At 64.8% G+C, this 25,430-nt stretch carries 20 protein-coding genes; 10 read left to right on the forward strand and 10 right to left on the reverse strand.

From position 1 onward, the window contains the following. The first annotated feature begins 36 nt into the window (after positions 1–36). Together CSQ87_RS10840 and CSQ87_RS00800 are read left to right on the forward strand one after the other, a co-directional pair. Complete coding sequence (locus CSQ87_RS10840; RefSeq protein WP_165776674.1) at positions 37–1,809, forward strand: glycoside hydrolase family 43 protein; 1,773 nt, start codon at positions 37–39, stop codon at positions 1,807–1,809. A 197-nt stretch (positions 1,810–2,006) separates the two neighbouring features. Then, a complete protein-coding gene (locus tag CSQ87_RS00800; RefSeq protein WP_100511955.1) occupies positions 2,007–2,885 on the forward strand; it encodes a deoxyribonuclease IV in 879 nt (292 codons plus the stop codon). Between the two features lie 253 nt (positions 2,886–3,138). On the opposite strand, the gene CSQ87_RS11190 is transcribed toward CSQ87_RS00800, so the two are convergent. Continuing rightward, positions 3,139–3,261 carry a hypothetical protein gene (locus CSQ87_RS11190; protein ID WP_276310729.1) on the reverse strand — a complete coding sequence of 41 codons (123 nt, stop codon included), beginning with the start codon at positions 3,259–3,261 and terminating at the stop codon, positions 3,139–3,141. An 824-nt stretch (positions 3,262–4,085) separates the two neighbouring features. On the opposite strand from CSQ87_RS11190, the gene CSQ87_RS00805 reads away from it, so the two are divergent. Beyond that, the gene (locus CSQ87_RS00805; RefSeq protein WP_423734757.1) at positions 4,086–5,018 is read left to right on the forward strand and encodes a metal ABC transporter solute-binding protein, Zn/Mn family; all 933 of its coding nucleotides are present in this window, start codon (positions 4,086–4,088) and stop codon (positions 5,016–5,018) included. A 236-nt stretch (positions 5,019–5,254) separates the two neighbouring features. On the opposite strand, the gene CSQ87_RS11195 is transcribed toward CSQ87_RS00805, so the two are convergent. Then, complete coding sequence (locus tag CSQ87_RS11195) at positions 5,255–5,383, reverse strand: hypothetical protein (RefSeq protein ID WP_276310728.1); 129 nt, start codon at positions 5,381–5,383, stop codon at positions 5,255–5,257. A 227-nt stretch (positions 5,384–5,610) separates the two neighbouring features. Beyond that, a complete protein-coding gene (locus CSQ87_RS00810; RefSeq protein ID WP_100511956.1) occupies positions 5,611–6,645 on the reverse strand; it encodes a LacI family DNA-binding transcriptional regulator in 1,035 nt (344 codons plus the stop codon). Positions 6,646–6,956: 311 nt separating this feature from the next. On the opposite strand from CSQ87_RS00810, the gene CSQ87_RS00815 reads away from it, so the two are divergent. The 3 genes from CSQ87_RS00815 to CSQ87_RS00825 all read left to right on the forward strand — a co-directional run bounded on the left by CSQ87_RS00815 (position 6,957) and on the right by CSQ87_RS00825 (position 11,792). Further along, positions 6,957–9,074 carry a glycoside hydrolase family 31 protein gene (locus CSQ87_RS00815; protein ID WP_243388772.1) on the forward strand — a complete coding sequence of 706 codons (2,118 nt, stop codon included), beginning with the start codon at positions 6,957–6,959 and terminating at the stop codon, positions 9,072–9,074. 4 nt (positions 9,075–9,078) lie between these two features. Then, positions 9,079–10,347, forward strand: a complete 1,269-nt coding sequence (locus tag CSQ87_RS00820) for an MFS transporter (protein ID WP_100511958.1) — start codon at positions 9,079–9,081, stop codon at positions 10,345–10,347. Positions 10,348–10,457: 110 nt separating this feature from the next. Next, on the forward strand, positions 10,458–11,792 hold the full coding sequence (locus CSQ87_RS00825) for an ABC transporter substrate-binding protein (protein ID WP_165776675.1): 1,335 nt from the start codon (positions 10,458–10,460) through the stop codon (positions 11,790–11,792). A 173-nt stretch (positions 11,793–11,965) separates the two neighbouring features. On the opposite strand, the gene CSQ87_RS11265 is transcribed toward CSQ87_RS00825, so the two are convergent. Together CSQ87_RS11265 and CSQ87_RS00830 are read right to left on the reverse strand one after the other, a co-directional pair. Then, positions 11,966–12,040, reverse strand: coding sequence for a 50S ribosomal protein bL37 (locus tag CSQ87_RS11265; protein ID WP_369299097.1), 75 nt, complete (start codon positions 12,038–12,040; stop codon positions 11,966–11,968). A gap of 147 nt (positions 12,041–12,187) precedes the next feature. Then, the gene (locus tag CSQ87_RS00830) at positions 12,188–13,138 is read right to left on the reverse strand and encodes an aldose 1-epimerase family protein (protein WP_100511960.1); all 951 of its coding nucleotides are present in this window, start codon (positions 13,136–13,138) and stop codon (positions 12,188–12,190) included. A gap of 253 nt (positions 13,139–13,391) precedes the next feature. On the opposite strand from CSQ87_RS00830, the gene CSQ87_RS00835 reads away from it, so the two are divergent. Then, positions 13,392–14,426 (forward strand): 4-hydroxy-3-methylbut-2-enyl diphosphate reductase, encoded by a 1,035-nt coding sequence (locus tag CSQ87_RS00835; protein ID WP_100511961.1) that lies wholly within the window; start codon positions 13,392–13,394, stop codon positions 14,424–14,426. 111 nt (positions 14,427–14,537) lie between these two features. Here the strand turns inward: CSQ87_RS00835 and ybaK are convergent, their stop codons facing one another. From ybaK to CSQ87_RS00850, 4 genes are read right to left on the reverse strand one after another with little or no spacing between them, the layout of a single operon-like run. Further along, on the reverse strand, positions 14,538–15,044 hold the full coding sequence (ybaK, locus tag CSQ87_RS00840) for a Cys-tRNA(Pro) deacylase (RefSeq protein WP_100511962.1): 507 nt from the start codon (positions 15,042–15,044) through the stop codon (positions 14,538–14,540). Between the two features lie 42 nt (positions 15,045–15,086). After that, a complete protein-coding gene (locus tag CSQ87_RS00845) occupies positions 15,087–17,600 on the reverse strand; it encodes a bifunctional lysylphosphatidylglycerol flippase/synthetase MprF (protein WP_207761064.1) in 2,514 nt (837 codons plus the stop codon). 13 nt (positions 17,601–17,613) lie between these two features. Beyond that, positions 17,614–17,811, reverse strand: a complete 198-nt coding sequence (locus tag CSQ87_RS10970; protein WP_207761065.1) for a hypothetical protein — start codon at positions 17,809–17,811, stop codon at positions 17,614–17,616. After that, positions 17,801–19,312, reverse strand: a complete 1,512-nt coding sequence (locus CSQ87_RS00850; RefSeq protein ID WP_165776676.1) for an alpha/beta hydrolase — start codon at positions 19,310–19,312, stop codon at positions 17,801–17,803. Before CSQ87_RS00850 ends, CSQ87_RS10970 begins: the two co-directional genes overlap by 11 nt. Positions 19,313–19,474: 162 nt before the next feature. Between CSQ87_RS00850 and CSQ87_RS00855 the strand changes: the two genes are divergently transcribed. Then, positions 19,475–20,254: a thiamine diphosphokinase gene (locus CSQ87_RS00855; protein ID WP_100512209.1), complete on the forward strand. Its 780-nt coding sequence runs from the start codon at positions 19,475–19,477 to the stop codon at positions 20,252–20,254. A gap of 242 nt (positions 20,255–20,496) precedes the next feature. Beyond that, positions 20,497–21,555: a type I glyceraldehyde-3-phosphate dehydrogenase gene (gene gap, locus CSQ87_RS00865; RefSeq protein ID WP_100511966.1), complete on the forward strand. Its 1,059-nt coding sequence runs from the start codon at positions 20,497–20,499 to the stop codon at positions 21,553–21,555. 131 nt (positions 21,556–21,686) lie between these two features. On the opposite strand, the gene CSQ87_RS00870 is transcribed toward gap, so the two are convergent. Continuing rightward, positions 21,687–23,024: an NAD(P)/FAD-dependent oxidoreductase gene (locus CSQ87_RS00870; protein WP_100511968.1), complete on the reverse strand. Its 1,338-nt coding sequence runs from the start codon at positions 23,022–23,024 to the stop codon at positions 21,687–21,689. A 171-nt stretch (positions 23,025–23,195) separates the two neighbouring features. On the opposite strand from CSQ87_RS00870, the gene CSQ87_RS00875 reads away from it, so the two are divergent. After that, entirely contained in the window at positions 23,196–25,310 is a 2,115-nt protein-coding gene (locus CSQ87_RS00875; protein ID WP_100511969.1) for an elongation factor G, read from the forward strand. The last annotated feature ends 120 nt before the right edge of the window (positions 25,311–25,430 follow it).

Raw genomic sequence — 25,430 nt, forward strand, 5'->3', positions numbered from 1 at the left:
GATACCATTCATGACCAATGTGACGAAGGAGCTCGCATGACCACGATGATCCACAACCCGATCCTGCCGGGATTCCACCCGGATTCCAGCGCCCTGCGCGTCGGCGACGACTACTACATCGCCACCAGCACGTTCGAATGGTGGCCCGGCATCGACATCTACCATTCGAAGGATCTCGTCAACTGGGAGTGGATCGCGGCCCCCGTGAACCGCGAATCCCAGGTGGATCTGCGTGGCAACTACAACTCGGGATCCCTGTGGGCGCCGCATCTAAGCTACGCCGACGGGAAGTTCTGGCTCGTCTACACCGACGTGAAGAGCTACGCGCCGTTCAAGGACACCCTGAACTACGTGATCACCGCGCCCGACATCCGCGGCCCGTGGAGCGAACCGCACTTCCTGACCGCCTCCGGCTTCGACCCCGCCATCTTCCACGATGACGACGGCCGCAAGTGGTTCCTCAACATGCTCTTCGACTACCGTCCCGGCCACACGCTGTTCGCCGGCACCGTGATCCAGGAGTTCGATCCCGCCACCATGAAGCTCATCGGCGAGCGCAAGCACTTCTACAAGGGCACCAAGCTCGGCGTGTGCGAGGGCCCGCAGATCCTCAAGCGCAACGGCTGGTACTACCTGCTGTGCGCGGCCGGCGGCACCGGCTACATGCACGCCGCCACCGTGGCTCGCGCCCGCACGCTCGAGGGCCCGTTCGAGGATTCGCCGTACACGCCGTTGCTCACCGCGCGCGACGAGCCGACCAACCCGCTGCAGAAATCCGGCCACTGCTGCTTCCTCCAGATCGGCGACGAATGGTATGTGACGCAGATCTGCGGCCGCCCGCTGACCAAACGGGGCAACTGCACGCTCGGCCGTGAAACCGGCATCCAGAAGATCTACTGGACCGAGGACGGCTGGCCGCGTCTGGAGAACAACACCATCAGCCCCGATCTCGACGTGCCCGCGCCGAAGATCGCCCAGGGCGTGGTGCAGAGGCTCGACCATTCCGAGCGCATCGACTTCGCACCCGCCTCCAGCCTTCCCCTCGGCGGTAAGGTGTCGGCCGGTGCCGCTTCCTCCTCCAGCCTTCCCCTTGGGGGGAAGGTGTCGGCAACGCCGACGGATGAGGGGACCATCACCCCCAAGGGCGTCTTCCCCGCCTCCCAGGCCGACTCCGTCACCGATCCGGCCATTCCGCCGAGCCTGAAGACCCTGCGCTGCGCGCTGAAGCCCGAGGAAGACTACAGTCTCACCGCGCGTCCCGGCTGGCTGCGCCTGTACGGCGGGCAGTCGCTGCGCTCGCAGCACAAGCAGAGCCTGTTCGCCCGACGTTGGGAGCATTTCGACTTCGACGCCGAGACCGTGATCGACTTCGATCCGAAGAACTTCCAGCAGATGGCCGGCCTGATCCTCTACTACGACACCGAGAACTGGATCTACGCATGCGTCACCTTCGACACCGAGGGCGCTGATACCCGCGTGCTGCAGATCCTGCGTTGCGACCACGAGAACCTCGAGTACGGCTGCGAGCAGGTGGAGCTGCCCGGCACCGATCCGGTGAAGCTGCATGTCGAGGTGCGTGGCGCGGTGGCGCGTTTCTCCTACGCGCTGGTCGACGGTGATGGTGAGGTCGGCGAGCTCAGGCCGCTTGGCGGCGATCAGCCCGCCGACCACATCAGCGACGACTACGTGGAGCGGTCGATCAAGGGCTGCGCGTTCACCGGCGCCATGCTCGGCATCTGCGCGCAGGACATGGACGCTCACTCCTCGCATGCCGACTTCCGGTACCTTGATTACGAGGAGCGGCACTGACCGGTTCCGGCTGTCGGACCGGCGCTGACCGGTTGTGGTTGGTGCCGGTCGCAGCCGATCCTCGTTGAGCAGTCTTCCGGGATCCCGTGTGCCCGTCGGCACCGGGATTCCGGTCTATGCGCCGCCGGATAATGCGAAACGGCATAGCTTAGACGGATCCTGCGGATATCGCAGACGGAAGGATTGGGGGGACGCCCATGACGGCGCTGTACATCGGATCGCATCTGTCCACGTCGGGCGGATGGCAGGCACTGCTGAAGCGCTCGAAGGACGAGGGCGGCTCCTCGTTCGCGTTCTTCCCGCGCTCGCCGTACGGCAAGCGGTCGAAATCCCTGACGCCCGAGGGCGCCGCGGACTTCGGTGAGACGCTGCGGGATCTGGGATACGGCCCGTTGGTCGTGCACGCGCCGTACGTGTACAATCTCGCCGGCAAGGATGCAGCCAAGCGTGAGTTCGCCATGCAGGCGCTCGCTGAGGACATCCGGCTGCTGTCGCCGATCCGCGCCGCCGGTCAGGAGACGTATATCAACATCCATCCCGGCTCCCATGTGGGGCAGGGGAGCGAGACCGGCTGCCGGCTGATCGCCGAAGGGCTGAACCGGGTGTTCGATCTGCTGTCCGATCTCTATGCGGGGGACGGGCGTGCCGGTGTGCCGATCCTGCTGGAGACCATGGCGGGCAAGGGTACCGAATGCGGTCGCAGTTTCGAGGAGCTTGCGGGGATCATCGGTCAGGTGGACCATGCGGCCGGTCTGGGCGTGACCTTCGACACCTGTCATGTGTATGACGCCGGATACGATCTGGTCGGCGATTTCGATGGCGTGAAGCATACGCTCGACGAGGTGATCGGTCTGGATAGGGTGAAGGCGATCCATGCCAACGATTCCCTGTTCGGCTTCGGATCGCATAAGGACCGTCATGCGAATATCGGCGAAGGCAAGCTGGGGGCCGGATTCTTCGAACGGTTGGTGAACGATCCGGATTTCGGACGGTTGCCGATGATTCTCGAGACGAAGGAAGTGACGCCGGATACGCATCGGGAGGAGATCGCGATGCTGCGTGGGATGGTGCGGTGATGGAAGTGCATGGCGGGCGACGTTGACCGCTGTCTCTTCTCTATCCGCAGACGTTGACCGTGCGAACGTGATCCGTTGCTGCGCGGCTTGTCGCTGCGCCGTTCGGTACGGTATCCGGCCGTCTGCCGCCGGACTCATATGATGGCGATACCTGATCGCCGGTCGTTTTCCGCCGATCGTCGGTTTAGGCGACTTTCGGGGTGGTTTGCCGGGTTTATCGGAGATTGCTGGGTTTGTCGGGTTTGCCGACCGATCAGCGGGCATCCTCGTCGAGGGCGGACTTGGCGATCTCCTGGTAGGTGCGGCCGTTGTAGCTGGTGAGCGAGGCGGCACCCATGAGGGCGAGGGTCTTCTTCATGCTGTTCTTGAAGTTCATTGTTGCTCCTTGTGTTTGGTATCCGGTATTGGTATCGGTTGGTGTTCGGTCTTGGTGACCGGGGATTATTCGGTGGCGGGCGCCGGGATTCAGCGGGCGTCGCGGACCATGTCGATCATGGTGTCGCCGAGGTGCTGGGCGGAGGAGCTGTTCATGGTGGAGGCGCCGTAGAGGGCCAGACCGCGCAGCATGTTCTTCTTCAGGTTCATGATGATCTCCTTGTGATCGTGGTTTCGGCCGTGAGGCCGTTGCCTGTGGTTATCTGATGTCCGCCTTGTTTGGCTGACATGAATAACCATAGTCCTTGCGACAGATTTGCGCAAGCGCTGGCGCAATAAAACCTACCGATCGGTTGGTATTCGTGCGATCGCTCGGCGTGTCGCTGATTGGGGCTGGAAACGCTGGTATTGCAAGGGGATTGATAATTTGCCGATATTGCGATGGGTGATTAGATCGTTCTATTAACGTCGTTAATGAAGAGAAAATAAGAAAGCGTTGTCTCATGCTGTCTGGGTGTCATATGGCGGTGGTGGGGTCGTGGTGCGCGCGGCGACCCGGTCCGGGGAATTGCGGCAGTGCGGTGCGACCGTCGCCTCGTTCGCCGGATCCGGGCGATGGGGCCGCCGATGTTTGGGGACGGCCGTCCGATGGTGATCGTCGCGTCGGCGTGTTGGGGTCTCCGGGGCCGGAGGCCGTGGGTTTTTCGGACGTCGGTGATTAGCCGGGGCCCGCTTTTTCTTCAATAATGAAAATGAATATCAATAACGTGTATACTGATGGATGCGAGCCCGGTTTCGGGACGACACAAGGTAGAAAAGCGAACTATGGGAAGCTGGAAGAACATGACGTGGATGATGGGCATTCGACGGATGAGGACCGTACTGGCCGCGGGATGCGCGATGGCGGTGGTCGCCGGGATGGCGGCCTGCGGATCCGGCGCCTCGTCGTCGCAGAAGGATTCGGGTGACGGCATTGCGGTGGTGGCCAGCATCAACCAGTGGGGTTCGGTCGCCAGGGATCTCGGCGGGGACAAGGTCGAGGTGCGGTCGATCATGACGAGCACCAACGTCGAGGCCCATGATTACGAGCCGACGTCCTCCGACATCGCCGCCTTCGGCAAGGCCGATGTGGCCGTGGTGAACGGCGCCGACTATGACTCATGGGCGTCCAAGGCCGCGGCCGGCACCAAGGCGACTGTGGTGGATGCCGCCAAGACGGATGGCATCAAGGCTGGCGACAATCCGCACGTCTGGTTCTCGAAGGACGTGCGCGAGAAGACCGCCGACGCCATCACCGCCGCCTACGAGCAGGCCATGCCCGAGCAGAAGGACTACTTCGAGCAGCGACACAAGGCGTGGGAGGCCCGGGAGCAAAAGGTCGAAGACAAGATCACGGCGGCCAAGGCCAAGACCGAAGGCATGCCGTATGCGGCGAGCGAATCCGTGGCGTGGTATCTCGCCGACGATCTCGGCATGACCGACGCCACCCCCTCCGGCTACAGGAACGCCTCCGCCAACGAAAGCGAACCGTCTCCGGCCGACGTCAAGCAGTTCGTCGATCTGCTGAAGGCGGGGAAGCCGAAGGCGTTCGTACTCAACACCCAGGAGGCCAACGACACCACCAAGCAGCTTGAGGCCGCCGCGTCCGAAGGCAAGGTTCCGGTCGTCGGCCTCACCGAGCAGATGCCGAAGGACTATGACGACCTGACCGACTGGATGGGCGCTCTGGTCGATGATTTCACCGCCGCGGTGAAATAGGGAATTCACTGTTTCGCGTTCACTCTTTTCGGGCGTCCGGAAAGAGTGAACCGTTTGTTGTTCGGGTTCACAGGCAATGGTCCGTGATGGCGGCGAGTCGTGTGCGACTGTGTGCGATGTCGTGCGATTCGAATTCACTCTTTTGCGGACCTTGCCAAAGAGTGAACGACAAGAATAAAAAAGGCAGACCCCGTTGTCTGCATCCATATGTGGGTTTTGGATGTGGTGGCTGGAGCTTAGCGCTCTTCCTTGGCGATCTCGATGATCGTGTCGTTCATGGTCTTGTTGGCGAAGCCCATGGTGCCGGCCATCTTGGCGCTGCCGTAGAGGGCCATTCCGCGAAGCATGGAGTTCTTGAGAGACATGATGTTCACCTTTCCTTATGCTGATTGATATTGACTGCTGCCGAAGGGCGAGGCCCTTGCCGGGGTTCATTGGGATCCCCGTTCCGGTTCCCTTTCCTTCGACGCCTTCAATATAGCTCTTGAAACCGGTTTCATCAACTATTGCCGGATATTGCCCTGCTTGGACCGTGCCAATAGGTAGACCATTGGCACGGTCAATGCCATGAGCCGTCACGCAACACGCCGTGTCATCGGTTTCTCAGACTGGAGCTGCGCATGGCGAGCCGGTAGCCCACGACGATGCGTTCCGGTGGCACCTCGGTTCCTCGCCGCTTCGCCTCGATGCGTTCGATCAGTCGGTCCAGTGCCCGTCGTGCGATCTCCTTGGTGTCGATGGACACCGAGGTCAGCGGTGGCGTCGTGTACTGATCGGTGGCGATGCCGTCGAAGCTCGCCACGGCCACGTCATTCGGCACGTCCAGACCGCATTCGGCGAGTCCGCGAAGCACGCCGGGCGCGAAATGATCGGTGATGCAGAAGATGCCGTCGAACGGTACGTCGGAATCCACGATGTCATGCACGCACCGACGGGCCTCCTCGTTCGACCATGCGATGGGTCGTACCTGACGCCGTCCGAGGGGGATGCCCGCTTCGTCGCACGCCTGCATGCAGCCGAGCAGTCGACGTTCCGCGGGGGAGCTGGAGTGGCCGATATCCCTTGGCTCGCGGTAGTCGGTGCCGATCACGAGGAGGTTCGAGCATCCCTGTTCGATCAGATGACGGGTCGCCTCATAGGCGCCTTCGGTGCAGGGGGTGGCGATGGTGTCGAATCGTCGGTCGTACTGGGTGGAATCGAAGATGATGGCGGGAATCCGCTCGTCGATGCCGGCGATGGTTGTCTCCGGCATGGCGGGGGAGCAGAGCAGTACGCCGTCGCATAGCTGGGTCATGATGTCGTGCGACATCGTGTATTCGTAGGACTGGGATCGGCGGGTCTGCTGGACGATGGTCTGGTAGCCGCGCGCCGCGGCGGCGTCGCTGAAGTCCGCGGCGAGCTGCGCGGGGAAGAGATTGTCCAGATCGACGGCCGCGAACCCCAGAATGCCGCTTTTGCCGGAGCTGAGCCGTTTCGCCGACAGATTGATGGTGTAGTTGAGCTTCCGTGCGGCTCGGAGCACCTTTTCGGCGGTTTTGGGACTGACGTTGGTTTTGCCGTTGATGGCGTTGGAGGCGGTCATCCGTGAGACTCCGGCCTCCCGGGCCACATCGTCGAGTGTGGTCATCGATCCTCCTGTTCTGCTTGCGGCGTTCCGGCTTCCGGGCGGGCGTATGCGGCCCGTCGCCGGCGATCGGCATCCATATTGCTCTTATTCTATGCTTTGTCGTTACTATCGTTGTATCGATAAATACAATAAAGTCTGCTTAATTGCTTATTTTGCATAGTTTTATTAGTAACACTCTCTAAATAAACACCTATTTGATGATTGAAAATTGTAGCGCTACAATTCAAATACATCGAGCGAACGGTGAGTTCGCTATCCATCAACAACGACGTCAGAACAACGTCGGGCACGCATCGGCACAGCGGCCGTGTATGACCGACGGGGAAGAGGTGATCGGCATGGTGCTTTCGACGTTTTCCGTGGAAGGCAATTCATTGCTATGGACCGGGAAAGGCGAATATCTGCGCATCGACCCATGCGGGCCCGACGGCGTACGCGTCCGATCCTCCCGCACTCCGATCGATGTCGAGGACCCCAATGATTCCAACGGGAATCGTCATTCGTCGCTGTCGGCCCTGCTGCCGGGTTTCGTGGCGGAGCCGCAGCGGGCCACGGTGAGCATCGACGAGACCGCACATACGGCGACCCTGGTCAACGGTGGGATCACCGTCCGTGCGGAAGTCGAGATGTATACGTACTCATGTCGGCTGAGCTTCTTCGACACCGGTGGAGAGCTGCTGTTTGCGGAGCAATCCCGAGGTGGAGCGCTACAACGACGCTCCCGCCATCTGAGGCCGCGCCTCGGCGGCGACTTCTCCGCCGAGGTCACCTTCGAGGCCGATCCGGAGGAACGCCTCTACGGCATGGGCGAATACCAGCAGAACATCCTGAACCTCAAGGGCTGCGAGCTCGAACTCGCCCACCGCAACTCGCAGGCGTCCATCCCGTTCGTCGTGTCGTCGAAGGGCTACGGGTTCCTGTGGAACAATCCGGCCATCGGATCCGTGGCCTTCGCCAGGAACCATACGCGATGGAGCGCCGAATCCACCAAGGCCATCGACTACTGGGTTACCGCGGGCGACTCCTACGCCGACATCATGCGCCGCTACGCCGACGCCACCGGTCATGCGCCGAACATGCCCGAATGGGGACTCGGCTTCTGGCAGTGCAAGCTGCGCTACTGGAACCAGCGGCAGCTGCTGGAGACCGCCCGCGAGTTCAAACGCCGCAACATCCCCATCGACGTCATCGTCATCGACTTCTTCCACTGGCCGCACATGGGGGACTTCCGCTTCGAGGACGAGTTCTGGCCCGACCCCAAGGCCATGTGCGACGAACTGCACGACATGGGCATCAAGCTCATGGTCTCCGTCTGGCCGCAGATCGGCCTCGACTCCGAGAACCATGCCGAGATGAACGCCAGGAACCTGCTGGTGGCCAGCGAGCGCGGACAGAACATCGGCATGATGTTCGAAGGCCCCAGCCAGTTCTACGACGCCACCAACCCCGAGGCCCGCGACTACGTGTGGGACAAGTGCAGGGCGAACTACGCGGACAAGGGCGTGGACGCCTTCTGGCTGGACGAGGACGAACCCGAGTTCGCGCCCTACGACTTCGACGGCTTCCGTTATCAGGCCGGACCGGTGCTGCAGGCGGGCAACATCTATCCGCGCGAGCACTGTCGCGGCTTCTACGAGCACATGGTCGCCGAAGGGCGCGAAGGCGACATCGTTAACCTCACCCGGTGCGCATGGGCTGGCACCCAGCGGTACGGCGCCCTCGTGTGGTCCGGCGACGTGCACCCCACCTTCGCCGACTTTGCCCGCCAGATCACCTGTGGCATCCATCTGGGCATGGCCGGCATCCCATGGTTCACCACCGACATGGGCGGGTTCCTCGACGGCGACATCAACTCGCCGGCATACCGCGAACTGCTCGCCCGCTGGTGCGCGTTCTCCTGCTTCAGCCCGGTGATGCGCAACCACGGCGACCGCAGCGACCACGAGGCTCCCGGCCGCAACGAATACGGCAAGGAGGACGTGCGGGCCGCGGACGGCAGCCATCGCTGCCACAGCGGTGCCGACAACGAACCGTGGAGCTACGGCGAGGACATGGAACGGATCTTCCGCAAGTACATCGCCATCCGCGAATCGCTGCGCCCGTATCTGCGCGAACTGTTCGACGAGGCGCACGAATCCGGCCAGCCGCTGATGCGCGGCCTGTTCTACGAGTTCCCCGACGACGGTCGTGCCGGCGACATCGCCGACGAATACCTGCTCGGCCCGGACCTGCTCGTCGCCCCCGTGACGACCGCCGGAGCCACGGAACGCGAGGTGTACCTGCCCGGCGGGCCGGACGTGGGCTGGACCGACGTGCGTACCGGCGAAACCCACGCCGGAGGCTCCACGGTGAGCGTGCCGGCCCCGATCGATGAGATTCCCGTCTTCGCGCGCGACGGCCGCGACCACGGACTGAACGGAAGGATGTAGGACCATGACCAACACCGATATGAAGGACATCGCGTACCGGGGAGTGCGCGACGAGGATCAGCCGAAGTTCCCCTGGCGACCCAGTCTCGGCCTGCTGTTCGGCGGATGCGGCTGGATGCTGGCCGGCTGTGCCATCCAGGGCATTCTGCTGCCCGCCAAGATCAGCGAGATCGCGCCGGACAACAAGGTGTCGATCGTGGCGTTGGTCACCACCGTGACCATGCTGGTGTCCATCGTCGCGGGCATCGTCGGCGGCGCGCTGTCCGACCGTACGCGCAGCCGGTTCGGTTCGCGAACCCCGTGGATCGTGGGGTACACCGTCGTCGGTTCGATCGTGCTGCTGGTGTTCGCCTTCGCCGACAATCTGGCCGTCGTGCTCGGCGCATGGTGGATCTACGCGGCGATCTACAACGCCATGCTCGCCGCCGGATGCGCATGGCAGCCCGATCAGATCGCCCCGCGCTGGCGTGGCACCGCCTCCTCGATGTACGGCGTGGGCCATCAGGCCGCACTGCAGGGCTCGCAGATCCTCGCCGCGCCGTTCGTCTCCAACGTGCCCCGGGGCACCATCGTCGTGCTGGTGGTGGCCGCCATCATCAACTCCGTCGCCGTGCTGATCTGTCGGGAACCGTCGAACAGGGGCGTGCCGGTGGAAGGCGGATCGATGGGCTTCGCCGAAACGTTCAAAAGCTTCCTGCCTCCGGCCCACGCCGGCCGGGACTACTGGCTGGCCGCGCTCGCCCGCTTCCTGTGGATGGCCCCCGGCGGCATCGGCACCTACCGTCTGTACACGCTGACCGACTACATGGGCCAGTCCAAGGACGACGCCGGCTACTGGATGGGCATCATGGCCACACTGGGCATGGTCGTCGCCATCACGTTCTGCGTCGTCTCCGGTCCGATCTCCGATCGCTTCCGCAGCGTGAAGATCCCGCTGGCCGTCGCCATCTTCACCGTCGGCCTGCCCTGCTGGCTGCCGTTCTTCGTGCCCACTCCAGTGATGTACGTGGTATATGTGGCGGCCTCGTCCATTGGTTCCGGCGTCTTCAGTTCGCTCGACCAGTCGATCATGACCACCGTGCTCCCCAATCCGAAGACCGCCGCCAAGGATCTGGCCTTCCTCAACTCCTGCGGCGTGGTCGGCAATCTCGCCGCCCCGCTGATCGCCGCGGGCGTGATCAACGTGTTCGGCTACCGCGGACTGTTCCCGATGGGATTCACCATCCTCACCCTGGCCGCCGTCTGCGTCTTCTGCATCCGGAAGGTCAGGTGATCGGGTGGCAGGCCGGGCGGCCGAACAATCGGGCGACCGAACAATCGGGTAGCCGGACAATCAACCAACGTCCATATCACAGCAGTTCCATGAAATCAAAGGAGATAGCAATGATGAACAAGCGATGGACCAGAATCGCGATCGGCGCGCTCGCCACCGTGGGCATGCTCGCCCCTCTGGCGGCATGCGGCGGATCGGGCGACGGAGGCGACGGCTCTTCGGCGTCCCAGTCCTCCGGTCCCGTGACCATCGAATGGTGGGGATGGGACAAGGGACAGAAGGAGCAGGCCGATCTGTTCAACAAGTCGCAGAGCAAGATCAAGGTGGTCTACAAGCAGCAGGCCTCGCAGGACAAGGCCGAGCAGGCGCTGGTCAACGCGGTGAAGGCCGGCAACGCGCCCGACCTGAGCGAGATCAACATGGATTCCTCGATCTCGCTGCTGGCCGACGGCACGCTGCAGAACGCGAATCAGTACCATCCCGACCTGTCGAACATCTCCGAGGCCGCCGTCAAGTCGTTCACCGTGGGCGATCAGCTCGCCGTGATCCCCTACAAGACCAGCCCCGGCTTCATGATCGTCAACGAGAAGACCTTCAGGGACGCCGGCGTGGCGATCCCGACGACGTGGGACGAGTACATCGCCGCCGGCAAGGCGCTCAAGGCGAAGAACCCGAACATCAAGCTCACCAACCTCGCCGGCGAGGATCCGGCCGGTCTGGTGCTCGCGGCCCAGCAGTTCGGTGCCCAGTGGTATCAGGTCAAGGGCGACAAGTGGATCATCGACATCAACGGCCCTGAGTCGAAGAAGGCGGCGAAGTACTATCAGGAGATCGTCGACAACGACATGTTCTCCAACAAGACGTTCATCGAATGGGACGCCCTGATGCAGTACTTCCAGTCCGGCGATCTCGCCACCATCGGCACCTCCACATGGCAGCTGAGCGCCTACCAGTCGAACTTCCAGAAGTCGCTCGGCGACTGGAAGGCCGTGCCCACGCCGATGGAGTCGAAGGACAAGCGCGTCTCGCCCACCAACGCCCAGGGCAACGGCATTCCGAAGGGTGCCAAGCATCCGGAGGAGGCGGCACGGTTCGCCGTCTGGCTCGCCACCAACGACAAGGCCATCAAGCTCGCCGCCAACGCCGAAACCGGTTCCGGCGCGTTCCCCGCCGTCAAGGATCCGAAGCAGTACGTCGACGCATCCCTGCCCGACAAGCTGCTGTCGAACCGCAGCGAGGCCGTGAAGGTCGTCGAGGACGCCGTGGACATCGAGGCCCCGTACCGCACCGGCGCGAACTGGTCCGGCATGTTCAAGCAGCTGCAGGATCAGTGGGCCCAGTTCCTGGCCAAGAAGATCACGGCCGACCAGATGCTCGACAACGTGCAGTCGTGGACCGTGAACGATCTCAAGCAGAAAGGAGTCAACGTAGAATCAGCTAACTAAACCAACATTCCTTCATCTATTCATGTGTCGCGTCGCATGCCTCCCTCCTTCATCGGGCATGCGGCGCTTTTCGTATGCTCCCATGCCCTCTGTAGCCGGTAGGCCGGAACAACGAAAAAAGGGGCCGCGGAAGCACGATGACTTCCGCGGCCCCAGCCGTATAACGACACGACTCAGGCGTTCGGCCTCTTGCCGTGGTTTGCAGCCTTCTTGCGACGATCGCGACGCAGACGTCCGCGCTTGCCCATAATGGACTCCTTTACTGAAAGTGAAAATAAGCCTTGTGGATTATCGCACATCCGGCGTGAAATCACAAATCGGCGGTCGCCGGTGCCGTGGGAACGGGCTTCGACCCGCTGCGCGACGCCGACGACCGCCGACGGAACGATGGGCGATCAGGCCTGCTCGGCGCGCAGGAACAGCTTGGTGGTGCTGGTCTCGCCGGGCTTGATGACGATCAGGTCCTTGCCGGTGTTGAAGGCGTTGGCGTAGGCGGTCTGCGGTTCCACGGCCACGCCGGACGCGTGCTGGAACGCCGGGAACTTCGTGCCGGTGCACATCTGGAAGGAGGTGACGGTCTCGTCGCCGCCGACCGTGATGGTCATGCCGTCGGGACGCTCGAACTTCGCGGCCACGGTGCCGTCGGCCTCGTGGTGCACGTCGGTCCAGGCGTCATCGTACGGCTGCTGGTCGAGCAGCATGGGCTTGCGGAAGTCGAACTTGGTGCCGTCCACGGGCTCGGTGCCGGTGGGGATCAGGTTCTTGTCCACGGTCACGTGCGTGTCGGCCGGGATGGTGAGCTTGCACTGGGCGTTCTGGCCGTCGATCTCGTCGCCGTAGCCGTTGAAGCCGTTGGCTAGCCACGGGTGGATGGCCAGAGCCCACGGGGCGTTGATGTCGCCGTTGTTGTAGGCGCTGATGGTGATGTGCAGGCCGTCGGCGTCAAGCTCGTGCTTGGCGGTCACCAGCAGATCGAAGGGGTAGCCCAGCATGTTCGGCACGCGCCACGTCTGCGTGACGGAGGTCTCGGTCAGGGCTTCGAGCTTCCACGCGGAGCGGTAGCCGTAGCCGTGGATGGCGGTGTTGCGGTCATGCTCGTCGATCGGCAGCGTGTAGGTCTTGCCCTCGAAGGTGTAGACGCCGCCCTCGATGCGGTTGGGGAACGGCACCAGAATCTGGCCGTGGCTGCAGGTCACCGGGCTGTCGGCGGGCTGGGAGACGATGACGTCCTTGCCCTGGTAGGTGAACTCGCGCAGCGTCGCGCCGACCTCGGTGACGACGGCCTTGTAGTCGCCGTACTGGATGCTGTACTGCTGTCCGGAACGCGGAGGAAGAACCTTGGTCATAAATGAATCACTCCTACGTGAATGGTTGCGACAATATTGTCTCGGCAACAGTGGTGTTACCGTTAACAATCAGTCTACCGCCCACACGCCGGCCGAGGGGATCCGACCGGCGATGTTATCGATTTGTTGCCGGGAATCCCCGTCCTCGCACACTCCGCCTGCCGATTACGCGCTCAGCGGGTCCGGTGGCGGCGGACGGTCAGCCGCTACACTGGTGGGAGTCGAATCGGACCGCAGGGAAAGGCGTGAGTGAATGGGTAAGCGAATCGTACTGGCGGATCCGCGGGGCTTCTGCGCCGGAGTGGACCGTGCGATCCAGACGGTCGAGACGATCCTGAAGGCGGCGAACGGCAGATCAACGGGACCGGACGGTGCGGCCGCGGCCGAAGGGGGCGAGCCGATCCCGCCGGTGTACGTCCGCCGGCAGATCGTGCACAACCGGCACGTCGTGGGCGATCTGGCCGCGCAGGGGGCGGTGTTCGTCGAGGAGCTCGACGAGATCCCCGAATCGGCGGTGAAGGCCGGGGTGCCCGTGGTGTTCTCGGCGCACGGCGTCTCGCCCACGGTGCAGCGCGAGGCCCGTCGGCGCGGCATGCATGTGGTGGATGCCACCTGCCCGCTGGTGAGCAAGGTGCACCGTGAGGTGCTGCGCTACGTGAAGGAAGGCTACGAGATCGTCTACATCGGCCACCGCGGCCATGACGAGGCCGTGGGCGTGGTGGGGGAGGCCCCCGAGCACGTACATCTGATCGAACATGTGGACGACGTCGCGACCTTGGACTTCGCCGAGAGCGACCGGCTGATCTACCTGTCGCAGACCACGCTGTCGATCGACGAGACCCGGGATGTGATCGAGGCGCTCAAGACGCGGTTCCCGTGGATCATCGAGCCGCCGAGCTCGGACATCTGCTACGCCACGCAGAACCGGCAGACCGCGGTGAAGTCGGTGGCCGAACAGTCCGACTGCGTGGTGGTGGTCGGATCGGCCAACTCCTCGAACTCCGTACGTCTGATGGAGGTGGCCGAGCAGGCGCTCGCCGGCCGCGGCCACGCCCACCGGGTGGATGACGCCGGCGAGCTCGACCCGCGATGGTTCGACGGCGTCGAGGCGGTGGGGGTCACCTCGGGGGCCTCGGTGCCCGAGGAACTGGTCTCCGGCGTGGTGAAGGCGCTGGCCCCGCTGGGCTACGACGACGTCTCGTATGTGACCACCACGAAGGAGCGGATGCACTTCGTGCTGCCCGCCGAACTGCGCAAGGCGGCGAAGGCGGCGAAGACCGCGGCCTGAGCACCGTTCTCCGCGGCCTAGGCACCGGTCTGCCGAAGGCCACGGGTCGTCAAGTGACAGCCCGCGGGTCTCTAAGTGACAGCCCGTGAGACATCAGGTGGCAGACCGCGGTCACCAGGTGGCGATCGGCGCGGTGATGGCGTCGAGCACGGCGATGAGATCCTTCGGGGCCACGCCGATGCTGAATCCGCGTTTGCCGCCGGAGACCAGGATCTCGTCAAACTCGAGCGCGCCCTCGTCCAGCACGGTACGGTGGCGGGTCTTCTGGCCGAGCGGCGAGATGCCGCCCACCACGTAGCCGGTGGCCCTCATGGCCTTCTTCGGATCGGCCATCGCCGCCTTCTTCGCGCCGACCGCCGCAGCCAGCGCCTTCATGTCCAGATGACCGCTCACCGGCACCACGCCGGTCACCAGCTCGTCGCCGGTGTCGGCCAGCAGCGTCTTGTACACCTGATGCCGGTCGAATCCCAGCTTCGTGGCGGCCTCCACGCCGTAGCCGTCATCCATGTGATCGTTCGAATGCTCGTACTCGTAGATGCGGAAATCGACTCCGGCCCGCTCCAGCTGCAGCGTGGCCGGCGTCGATCCCTTGCCTTTCGCGTTCTTCTTCTTGCTCATACCCACAGTTCTACCAGCAGTGCCGCCGGTTCCGACGGCGACCTACCGGCTCATGGCCTTCACGAACCGTGACACGTCCGCGGGCTTCATATCGGGCAGGTAGCTCTGCACCACGGCCAGCGCGATCTGCGGCAGCTTCGCGGAATCCGGGTAGGCGAGGTATACGCCATGCTCCTCGGGCTGGAACTTCTTCTTGAACCGGAACAGCGAATGGAAGCCGTACACCGGTTCGATGATGTCGGCCACGGCCATCAGCACATGCTGCAGGAACACCGTGCCCGAATCGGGGGCATCGGGGTCGTTCCCGTCGGTCCCCTCGTCCCCGTCCCGCGCGGCGAACTCCATCACGCTGATGCCGGCGAGGGGAGCGGCGGAAAGGCTCATGAACTCGGCGCCCTCGTCGCGCAGACGCTCGGCCATGCGGGCGATGAGGAACTCCATCACGCCGTTCGGGCTTTCCGGACGATGCCGCATGAAATCAAGCGTCCATCCGACGATCTCGCCGTCGCGCCATGTCGGCAGCCAGCTGGTCACCGCCTGCACGGTGCCCTCGCCGTCCACCGCGTACAGCAGCCGCACGCGACGGTCCATCAGCTCGTCCACGCCGCCGAGCGTGAACTTCATCTCGGGCAGTGACTTCTCCTCGGCCCACTGCTCGGAGATGTCCACGATCTGCGCCTGCACGCCCAGCGGCGCCTCGTCGAACGGGCACATCACGTCGACGATCCCCTCGCGCTTCGCCTTGTTGATCGCCGTACGCACGTCCTGCCACTTCTTGCCGCGCGTCTGCCACTGCCCGGGCGACACCACCATCTCGGTGCCCACGTCCAGCGAGGCGAAGCCCATCGCGGCCAGTTCGTCACGCTGCTCGCCGTGCACGCTGTAGAACACCGGGGTCCACGAATGCTCGGCGCAGAACATGGCGAAATCCTTCAGATCCCGCGACCATTCGGCACGGTCGCCGAACGGCCCGGTCACCGTCAGCGCGACGCCGTACGCCACGCGGTAGGCGATCACCGATCGTCCGGATGGCGAGAACCAGTAGCGGTTGCCGTCCCAGGTGCCCATGAACGACATCGACTCGCCGTCGGTCTGCACCAGCTGCGAGGCGCGGTGCCGCTCCTGACGGCCCGCGGTCGAGGAATCCATGAGGCACCACAGCGTCACCAGCACGGCCACGGTCCAGAACACCGGGCCGATGCCCTGATACACCACGGCGGTCAGCGTCGAGGTCGGCAGGAACAGCGGGGTCAGGCCGTTGAGGAAGCCGACGGGCACGAACCGCTGGGGAAGATCCGCCAGCAGAACCGCCGGCGTGGGCGGCGTGCTGAACTCATGCGGACGGAGCGCTCCCACGGCCGCATACAGCGCACACAGCGCGACGAACGTGGCGAACGTCGCGCCGGCGGCCACCGCCAGCCGATCGCGCCGGACGGTCAGCGGGAAGCAGCGCCACGACACCGCGACGAGCACGATGCACGCCAGCGGCAGCGTGGCCGTCGCGAACGCGGTCCGGACGGCGCCGTGCATGACCAGCGCGCGCATGCCGTCCGGCGAGAGCACCACGGGAAAGATGAAGCAGTACAGCAATGCCATGACCACCGTGCACGCGTTGAGCACGACGCTCAGCCACGCGGCCAGCCGGCGGCCGCGGTACAGGCCGTACGCCACGACGAGCATCATCAGCAGCGGCAGCACCGACACGATCACGCCGCCCGGCATGGAGACGCGCTGGATGCGGTACTGCAGGAAGCAGTCCGCCGTGCCGCCCGTGGCCAGACATTCGCGCAGACGACCGTAATCAAGCCGGTTCGGCCCCATGAGCAGGCCGAGCGTGGACAGCGGGCCGCGATGCACCGGCGAGACCAGCGCCACCAGCGGACCGAGTGCGCACACCGCGCTGATCACGCCGACCATCTTGCGCGTCTCCAATCGCGTGACTCGGAGGCCGTTCTCGGCGGCGCGCTCGCCGTCGGTCTTCGCCGGAGCCATCAGATAGCCGAGCAGATGACCGAACGCCGCGGCGAAGGCGATGCAGTAGTCGCCCGGCTCGCCCCGATACAGCACCAGCGCCGCCACCACGGCATAGGTGACGATTCTGACGCGGCGGCGCCACATCAGCGAGCTGAACGCGCTCGCCGCCATCAGCGGCCCCACCATCAGGGTGAGCGGGCCGAGCACGTAGCCGAACCGCACCAACGAACGCCATACCGGCAGATGTCCGTTGGCCATCACGCTGACCCCCATGCCGGCCGCGATGCCGCCGATCGAGCAGATCAGCGAGATCCACACCGTCTTCGCCGCGCCGAACCGGGATTCGGCCACCGACCCGGCGGCCAGCAGCGCCGGAATATCGACCAGCAGCCGCAGCGGGTGGGCCGTCAGCAGCAGGGCCATCGGCACGACGTAGACCATGCCGTCGGCCAGCCGTCGGTAGCTGATGCGGGCGAACAGCGGCGGATACGGCGAGCCCGTGGCCCAGCACCATAGGGCGACGCCGAGGTTGACGATCAGTGTGACGGCGGCGAACGCCACGGTCAGCGGGTGCGATCGCATCCACCGGACCACGTCATGCACCAGCGGTTTCGCCGGCTTCGTCTGCCTGGTCGGTTTCGTCTGCCTGGTCGGCTTCGTCGGTGTCGTCTGTGTGGTCTGCTTTGTCGATTTGGTCTGTGTCGCCGGCTTCGTCTGCCTTGCCGGCGTCGTCGCTGCGTTTGCTGCGTTCGTTTCGTTCATCATCCGTTCCGTCATCTGCGTCATCGTTCACCTTCCTCGTTGCCGTTGCCGTTGCCCATGCCGTCATCATCCGTGGCAGCGATGCTCATCACCCGTACCTGCGTGGATCCGCGTATGGACGTGTCCGTGTCATCCGACAAGCCCATACGGGCGCCGATCGCGTCCAGACTCGTGCGCAATGCCTGCTGGACGGCATGCCAGTCGTGTCCGGATCCCATGACCGTCAGTCCGGTCGTCTCCATGCCGATGGATTTCGCCACCGGAGCGATACGGCCGATGTTGTCGATCGATTCGCCGTCCAGCTGCCCGGCCGCCATCACCAGCATCTGATCGGAATGACCCTTCGCCCGCATGATGTCGATAGGGACGTGCCGGCGGTAGGCGGTTTCGCTGCCTCCGAAATACTCCCGGACCATCGTCCGTTCGCTGCCGGCATGCGGGCCGAGTTCCGCCCCGACCGTGAACATCGTGCCGTAGAGGTCCGGGTGCGCGGGCCCGAGCTGCACCGCGCAGGTGCCGCCCTGCGAGAATCCGCCGATCGCCCACTGCTTAGGGTCGCGGGACGCCGGCAGGTTCGCGGTGATCCAGTCGGTCACGTCCCGGGTGAGATACGTTTCGGCGTCGCCGTATTTCTCGGAATCGACGCACAGCGTGTTGTGGAACGCGTTGCCGAGCTGATCGGCGGAGACCACGATGGGCGCCAGTCCGTGGTGCCGGGCGGCGTAGTCGTCGAAGATCGAGCTCAGCTCGCCGGCCAGGAACGCCCGGTCCGGGCTTCCCGGCTGACCGGACAGCATGAGGAACACCGGCAGACGCGGCGGCGTCTTCGACAGCGCGGCCGGCGGCAGATACACCACCGCCTCGCGGGCGCGGAACCCGGACGTCGTCGCGGGGATGATCACCGAACCGGTCCGGCCGTGGGAGGGCACGGCGCCCAGATCGCCCGACGCCGCCCGCTGCCGCCACTGCGCGGGCGAAAGCCGCGCTGCCCGGATCCGCGAGACGTCGAGCCGGGAGAACGACGAGACGCCCAGCACGCTGCCGAGCGTGGGGTATTCGCCGTACACGGCGTTGACATTCACCGCGCACGACAGCACGGCGAACGGAATCAGCGCCGCCGATGCCGCGCGTCTGGCCCCACGCGTGACCACGATCGAGGCGATCGCCGCGCCAAGCGGGGCGAGACCGACGGCCACGGCCCAGACCACCTTGATCCCCAGCATCACACCGAAGACGAGGTAATGGTCAAGCAGCCAGGCCACCGAGAAGCCGACGGCGAATCCGACCGCGGCGCCGGCGATGATCACGGCCGGCCGTCGGAACCGTCCGATCGGGCCGTCGTCGTTCCGGCCTCCACTGTTCCTGCTGCCGGCAGCTCCGGAACGTACCGCCTCGTACAGCGCGATGCCGAACAGACCGGCCACGCCGATCACGGTGACGGCGAACAGGGTGACCGGCAGCCACCCCGAGTCGATGTCGAGCTTCAGCAGCCGGATCATCCACGGCGCGCGCAGGGTCGTTCCTCCGTCCAAAAGCCATTCCTCCCGTCCATTGGCGTCCAGACCGTTCCTCGGCCATGACGACTCACCTAGGGTAGTGCGGTCCGCCTTCACGTCACATCGTTCCCGGGGATGATGCCGGGGTTCGCGGTCGCGGAAGGTCGAGATCCCGTGCCCGGCGATACCATGTGGAGCATGGATATCAATGAGGGCCGCCATGACGGCGAATGCGTGATCTTCGGGGCCGGAAGCTACTACGACGAGCAGCCGACGATCCTAGGCGGGGCGTTCGTCGTCGCGGCCGACGGCGGACTGGACCATGTGCGGGCGCTGGGCGTCGACGCCGACGTGGTGATCGGCGACTTCGATTCGCTGGACCACGATTTCGACACCTACGCGCATCTGCACGGCATCACCCGTCTGCCCAGCGAGAAGGACGATACCGACATGTTCGCCGCGGTCAAGCTCGGCTGGGCCCATGGGGCGCGACGGTTCCACATCTACGGCGGGCTCGGCGGCCGGGTCGACCACACGCTGGCCAACATCCAGACGCTGGCGCGCATCGCGGCTCACGGGGGAGTGGGCTTCCTGCACGGCGACGGGCAGATCCTCACCGTGCTCTGCGACGGCACGCTGTCGTTCCGGGCGTGGGATGCGCCGGCACGCAGCATGATCTCGGTGTTCGCCCACGGCGGCGTCGCCCGTCACGTCACGATCGGCGGACTCAAGTACGGGGTGCGCGATGCCGTGCTGCGCGACACGAAGCCGATCGGGGTGAGCAACGAGTTCCTCGCCGGGCAAGAAGGCTGGGTGTCGGTGGGCGACGGCGCGCTCGTCGTGGTCTTTCCCGTGTCCGCGCCGGCCCCGGCATGGCGCACCGAGCGCGGGGACGAGGGGCCGGATGCGCTCGGCGTCATCGACACGCACGTCTCCCGACTGCTGTCGAAACGTGCCGCGTCCTCCGAGAAGCGGTGATCGGCGGATTGATCGGCGTCGGACGGGTCTCGCCGGATGGCGGTCGTCGGATGGCGTTCGCCACCGGGCGACGACGATATCGCGTTCGGCAAAAGTTCAGACGACTTTGAGACGAAAGCCACCAAAAAGTACAGGTGGCACAGTAGGATGAGACACGTTGGCAATAGCTGGCAGAATCGTGTGAACGCTCTCTATGAGGGCAATCGTGCGATCGATGCCACGTCCACTCAGGAGATAAATAAATGACAGTTAAGATTGGTATCAACGGCTTCGGCCGCATCGGTCGTCTCGCCTTCCGCCGCATCTTCGAGCTGCAGGCTCGCGGTGGCCAGGCCGGCGATATTGAAGTCGCCGCCATCAACGATCTGACCACTCCCGCCACGCTGGCCTACCTGCTGAAGTACGACAGCACCCACGGCACCTTCCGTCACGACGACGGCACTCCGGTCGAGGTCACCTCCACCGACACCTCCATCGTGGTGGACGGCAAGGAATACACCGTGTACGCCGAGAAGGACGCTAACAACATTCCGTGGGTCAAGAACGACGGCGTCGAGTACGTGCTCGAGTGCACCGGCTTCTACACCTCCGCCGAGAAGTCCCAGGCCCACATCAACGCCGGCGCCAAGAAGGTCCTCATCTCCGCTCCGGCCAAGGACGACACCACTCCGACCGTCGTCTTCGGTGTGAACCACGAGATCCTCAAGCCGACCGACATCATCGTGTCCGCCGGCTCCTGCACCACCAACTCCATGGCTGCCATGGTCAAGCTGCTCCAGGAGAAGTGGGGCATCAAGGCCGGCTTCATGACCACCATCCACGCCTACACCGGCACCCAGATGATCCTGGACGGCCCGCGCGGCACCAAGAGCGGCCGCAACCTGCGCGCCGCCGGCATCAACACCATCGCCCACTCCACCGGCGCCGCCAAGGCCATCGGCAAGGTCGTGCCCGAGGTCAACGGCAAGCTGCAGGGCCACGCCCAGCGCATCCAGGTCCCGGACGGCTCCGTCACCGAGCTGACCTCCGTCCTCGAGAAGCCGGCCACCGCCGACGAGATCAACGAGGCCTTCAAGGCCGCCTTCTCCGACACCGAGTACTTCGGCTACAACGGTGACGGCATCGTCTCCTCCGACATCATCGGCGACACCCACGGTGGCGTCTTCGACCCGACCCAGACCGACGTCAACACCGTTGACGGCGTGACCCTGGCCCGCACGGTCACCTTCTACGACAACGAGTACGGCTTCACCTCCAACATGATCCGTACCCTGCTGTACTTCGCCGAGATCTCCGAGTGAATCCAAGCGAATGAATCCGGCATGATCCAATAGGTCGGGCCGGAATCATACACAAGGAGGGGCTCCGCTTCACACTGATGGAAGCGGAGCCCCTCCTTGTTGTATCGGCGTTGTATCGGCTTCGAGAAGTGCTACGCCTCGGCGGCGGCCTTCATGGCCACGGCGCCGACGTAATAGACCGGCTTGTCGAAATTCGGCTGGAACAGGAAGTCCACGTTGGCCAGATCGTCCACGGTGAAGTGGGACTGGATCGCCATCGACACCACGTTGGCCGCGCCGGAGATATCGGCCTTGGCCATGAACTGCCCGCCCTTGACCTCGCGGGTGTCCGGATCCCACGTCAGCAGGCTCGTCACCGGGGTGGTGGTGAGCATGAAGTCCGGGCGGTAGTCGTCGACCAGTTCGGTCAGCCGCAGATCGAGGCCGCGGCGTTCCGCACCGCCCAGCGTCAGACCGGAGGCGGCCAGCGACAGATCGTACAGCTGCACGGCCGACGTGGCCTGCGTGCCCATGTACGCGCGGGTCGGGGTCTCGATGTTGCGGCCGACGAGCAGACCCTGACGCACCGCATTGGTGGCCAGCGGAATGTAATCGTGCTTGCCGGTCGGATTGTAGAACACCGTGGCCGAGTCGCCGGCGGCGTAGACGTCGGGCAGGGAGGCGCGCATGTACTCGTCCACCACGATCGCCCCGTTGGGCAGCATGTCCACCTGTCCCTTGAGCAGTTCGGTGGCAGGCAGGAATCCGACCGCCAGCACGGCGAAGTCGGCGGTGTACTCGCCCTTCTCCGTGACGACGGTGACGCCGTCGCCGGTGTCGACGAACCTCGTCACCTTCTGGCCCAGCGCCAGTTCGACGTCGTGATCGGCGAAGGCCTTCTCCACCTCGGCGGTGATCGGCTCGTCGAAGTTGTTGGCCAGCACGCGGTCCATCGCATCGACCAGCGTGGTCTTCACGCCGACGAGGCTGAATTGTTCGGCCAGCTCGGCGCCGATATAGCCGGAACCGACCACCACCGCGGATTTCGCGCCCTTCGCGCGCTCCTTGATGGCCAACGCGTGATCCCAGTTCTTGCACAGCAGCACATGGTCGGAGTCGATGCCCTCGATCGGCGGGATCACCGGCTTCGAACCGGTGGTCACCACCAGCTTGTCGAAGGAATACTCCTTTTCCTCGCCGGTTTCGAGATCCCGGGCGACCAGCGTCTTGCCGGTCGCGTCCACGGACAATACGTCGGTGCGCATGTGCATGGTCGCGCCGGCCTCGGCCAGCGCCTGCGGGGAGGAGTAGAACATTCGCTTCGGATCGGAGACGTGATCGCCCACCCACAGGGCGATGCCGCAGGACAGGAACGACAGCGTGCCGTTGCGCTCGAAGACGTGCACCTGCCAATCGGGGTGCTCCTGCAGGATGGACTGGGTGGCGAACGTACCGGCGTGCGTGCAGCCGATGACGGCGACTGTGGTCATGAAAGGCTCCTTTGTCTGACGTGAACGATGTCACTGCACATCCTACCAATCGGTTGACATGGTCGATGGTTGCCGCGCCGGGCCGGTCCGGGGCCGCGTGGCGTATGGGCGCATAGAATATTGAGCGGACAGCCGTGCGCGGCACTGGATCAACGATCGGAGGAGCAGTCGATGAGCGAAGCCGTTCGCCTTGGAAGCGGGGAGACGAAGCGGATCGTGGCCGGCATTCTGGCCCATGTGGACGCCGGGAAGACCACGCTGTCGGAGGCGATGCTCTACCGGTCCGGCGAACTGCGCAGGCTCGGCCGCGTCGACCACGGCGACGCCTTCCTCGACACCGACGCGATGGAACGCCGACGCGGCATCACGATCTTCTCCCATCAGGCGCGGATCGATCACGGCGATCTGCGGCTCACCCTGCTGGACACGCCCGGTCACGTCGATTTCGCGGCGGAGACCGAACGCACGCTGCGGGTGCTGGACTATGCGATTCTGGTGGTCTCCGGCGCCGACGGCGTGCAGGGCCACACCGAAACGCTGTGGCGTCTGCTGGCCCGGTACCGGGTGCCGACGATGATCTTCGTGAACAAGATGGACACGCCCGGCGCCGACCGGGAGACCTTGCTCGACCGCATGAGGCGGCGCCTGTCCGACGGCTGCGCGGACTTCACCCCGCTGGTCGCCGGTCGGGACCCCGGTGATACGGACGAAGCCGGCGCCATGGCCGACAATGGCATGGCCGATGCCTCGGCGCTGACCGAATCGCAGTGGGAGGCCCTGGCCATGCAGGACGAGCGGGCGACGGACGAGTTCCTGGAGCATGGACGGCTGACGGACGGCCGACTGCGGGCCATGATCGCCGACCGACAGGTGTTCCCCTGCTTCTTCGGTTCGGCACTGCGACTTGACGGCGTCGACGACCTGCTCGACGGACTCGCGCGATTCACCCGGGAACCGGACCGTTCCGGGCAGTTCGGCGCTCGGGCGTACAAGATCTCCCACGACGAGAGGCACCACCGGCTGACGTGGATGAAGATCACCGGCGGCGCGCTCAGGGCCAAGGAGACGATCGGCCGGCCGCCGGAGAAGGCCGACCAGATCCGCGTATACAACGGCGCGAAGTTCCTCACCGTCGACGAGGTGCCCGCGGGATCGGTGTGCGCGGTGGCCGGACCCGTCCACACCTTCCCCGGCGAGGGACTGGGATGCGAGGCCGACGCGGAGGATCCGAGCCTGCAGCCGGTGCTCACCTACACGCTGCTGCCCGGCGACAACGACATCCACCGCTGCCTCGACGCGCTGCGCGAACTGGAGGACGAGGATCCGCTGCTGCATGTCACCTGGCAGGAGCGGCTGGGGGAGATCCACCTGCAGCTCATGGGATCGATCCAGCTGGAGATCATCCAGCAGATGCTGCACGACCGATTCGGACTGGACGTGACGTTCGGCCCCGGCTCGATCCTGTACAAGGAGACGATCACCGCGCCGGTCGAAGGCGTGGGACACTTCGAGCCGCTGCGCCACTACGCCGAAGCGCATCTGCTGCTCGAACCCACCGGGCCGAACACGGGACTGAGCTTCGCCACGTCGTGCAGCCTCGACGTGCTCGACCGCAACTGGCAGCGGCTGATCCTCACCCATCTGCGCGAGCGGGAGCATCTCGGCGTGCTGACCGGCTCTCCCATCACCGATATGCGCATCACCCTGCTCACCGGCCGGGCGCACCTGAAGCACACCGAGGGCGGTGACTTCAGACAGGCCACCTACCGGGCCGTCAGACAGGGCCTGATGATGGCGGCCAGAGGCATCGTCGGTCATCCGCAGGGAGACCTGCCCGCGCAGCCGCTGCCGGACGCGGAGCATCAGGGCAACTGCCGGCTGCTGGAACCGTGGTACCGGTTCCGGCTGGAGGTGCCGGACAGCATGATCGGCCGGGCGATGAGCGACATCCAGCGCATGAGCGGCCAGTTCGACCCGCCGGCCACGGACGATGGCTACGCCACGCTCGAAGGACGGGCCCCGGTGAGCGAAATGCGCGACTATGCGATGGACGTGAACGCCTACACGCACGGCATGGGACGACTGACCTGCACCTTCGCCGGATACGAGCCGTGCCACGACGCCGAAGCGGTGATCGAACGGATCGGCTACGATCCCACCGACGATCCCGAACACACGCCGGACTCGGTGTTCTGCGCGCACGGTGCGGGATACAAGGTCGACTGGAACGAGGTGCCTTCGCACATGCATCTGGGCTATGCCTCGGACGGGCCGACGGAGGAGTGACCGGCCCGGGGCATGTGGATCCGGGGCCATGCGAGGCGGGCGACCTGCGGGGTCGGGCGTTTCACACGCCGGTCATATTCCGAACCTAGACTGCGTTCCAGTCGTTGGGGGAGCCGGGGA

The sequence above is a fragment of the Bifidobacterium simiarum genome (assembly GCF_002802905.1).
GTDB classification, from domain to species: domain Bacteria; phylum Actinomycetota; class Actinomycetes; order Actinomycetales; family Bifidobacteriaceae; genus Galliscardovia; species Galliscardovia simiarum.

Bases quoted from the DNA above. Each gene is read 5' to 3' on its own strand.
- CSQ87_RS10840 (WP_165776674.1), top strand. From the start codon at position 37: ATGACCACGATGATCCACAACCCGATCCTGCCGGGATTCCACCCGGAT.
- CSQ87_RS00800 (WP_100511955.1), top strand. From the start codon at position 2,007: ATGACGGCGCTGTACATCGGATCGCATCTGTCCACGTCGGGCGGATGG.
- CSQ87_RS11190 (WP_276310729.1), bottom strand. From the start codon at position 3,261: ATGAACTTCAAGAACAGCATGAAGAAGACCCTCGCCCTCATGGGTGCC.
- CSQ87_RS00805 (WP_423734757.1), top strand. From the start codon at position 4,086: ATGGGAAGCTGGAAGAACATGACGTGGATGATGGGCATTCGACGGATG.
- CSQ87_RS11195 (WP_276310728.1), bottom strand. From the start codon at position 5,383: ATGTCTCTCAAGAACTCCATGCTTCGCGGAATGGCCCTCTACGGCAGC.
- CSQ87_RS00810 (WP_100511956.1), bottom strand. From the start codon at position 6,645: ATGACCACACTCGACGATGTGGCCCGGGAGGCCGGAGTCTCACGGATG.
- CSQ87_RS00815 (WP_243388772.1), top strand. From the start codon at position 6,957: ATGACCGACGGGGAAGAGGTGATCGGCATGGTGCTTTCGACGTTTTCC.
- CSQ87_RS00820 (WP_100511958.1), top strand. From the start codon at position 9,079: ATGACCAACACCGATATGAAGGACATCGCGTACCGGGGAGTGCGCGAC.
- CSQ87_RS00825 (WP_165776675.1), top strand. From the start codon at position 10,458: ATGATGAACAAGCGATGGACCAGAATCGCGATCGGCGCGCTCGCCACC.
- CSQ87_RS00830 (WP_100511960.1), bottom strand. From the start codon at position 13,138: ATGACCAAGGTTCTTCCTCCGCGTTCCGGACAGCAGTACAGCATCCAG.
- CSQ87_RS00835 (WP_100511961.1), top strand. From the start codon at position 13,392: ATGGGTAAGCGAATCGTACTGGCGGATCCGCGGGGCTTCTGCGCCGGA.
- ybaK (WP_100511962.1), bottom strand. From the start codon at position 15,044: ATGAGCAAGAAGAAGAACGCGAAAGGCAAGGGATCGACGCCGGCCACG.
- CSQ87_RS00845 (WP_207761064.1), bottom strand. From the start codon at position 17,600: ATGCGATCGCACCCGCTGACCGTGGCGTTCGCCGCCGTCACACTGATC.
- CSQ87_RS00855 (WP_100512209.1), top strand. From the start codon at position 19,475: ATGGATATCAATGAGGGCCGCCATGACGGCGAATGCGTGATCTTCGGG.
- gap (WP_100511966.1), top strand. From the start codon at position 20,497: ATGACAGTTAAGATTGGTATCAACGGCTTCGGCCGCATCGGTCGTCTC.
- CSQ87_RS00870 (WP_100511968.1), bottom strand. From the start codon at position 23,024: ATGACCACAGTCGCCGTCATCGGCTGCACGCACGCCGGTACGTTCGCC.
- CSQ87_RS00875 (WP_100511969.1), top strand. From the start codon at position 23,196: ATGAGCGAAGCCGTTCGCCTTGGAAGCGGGGAGACGAAGCGGATCGTG.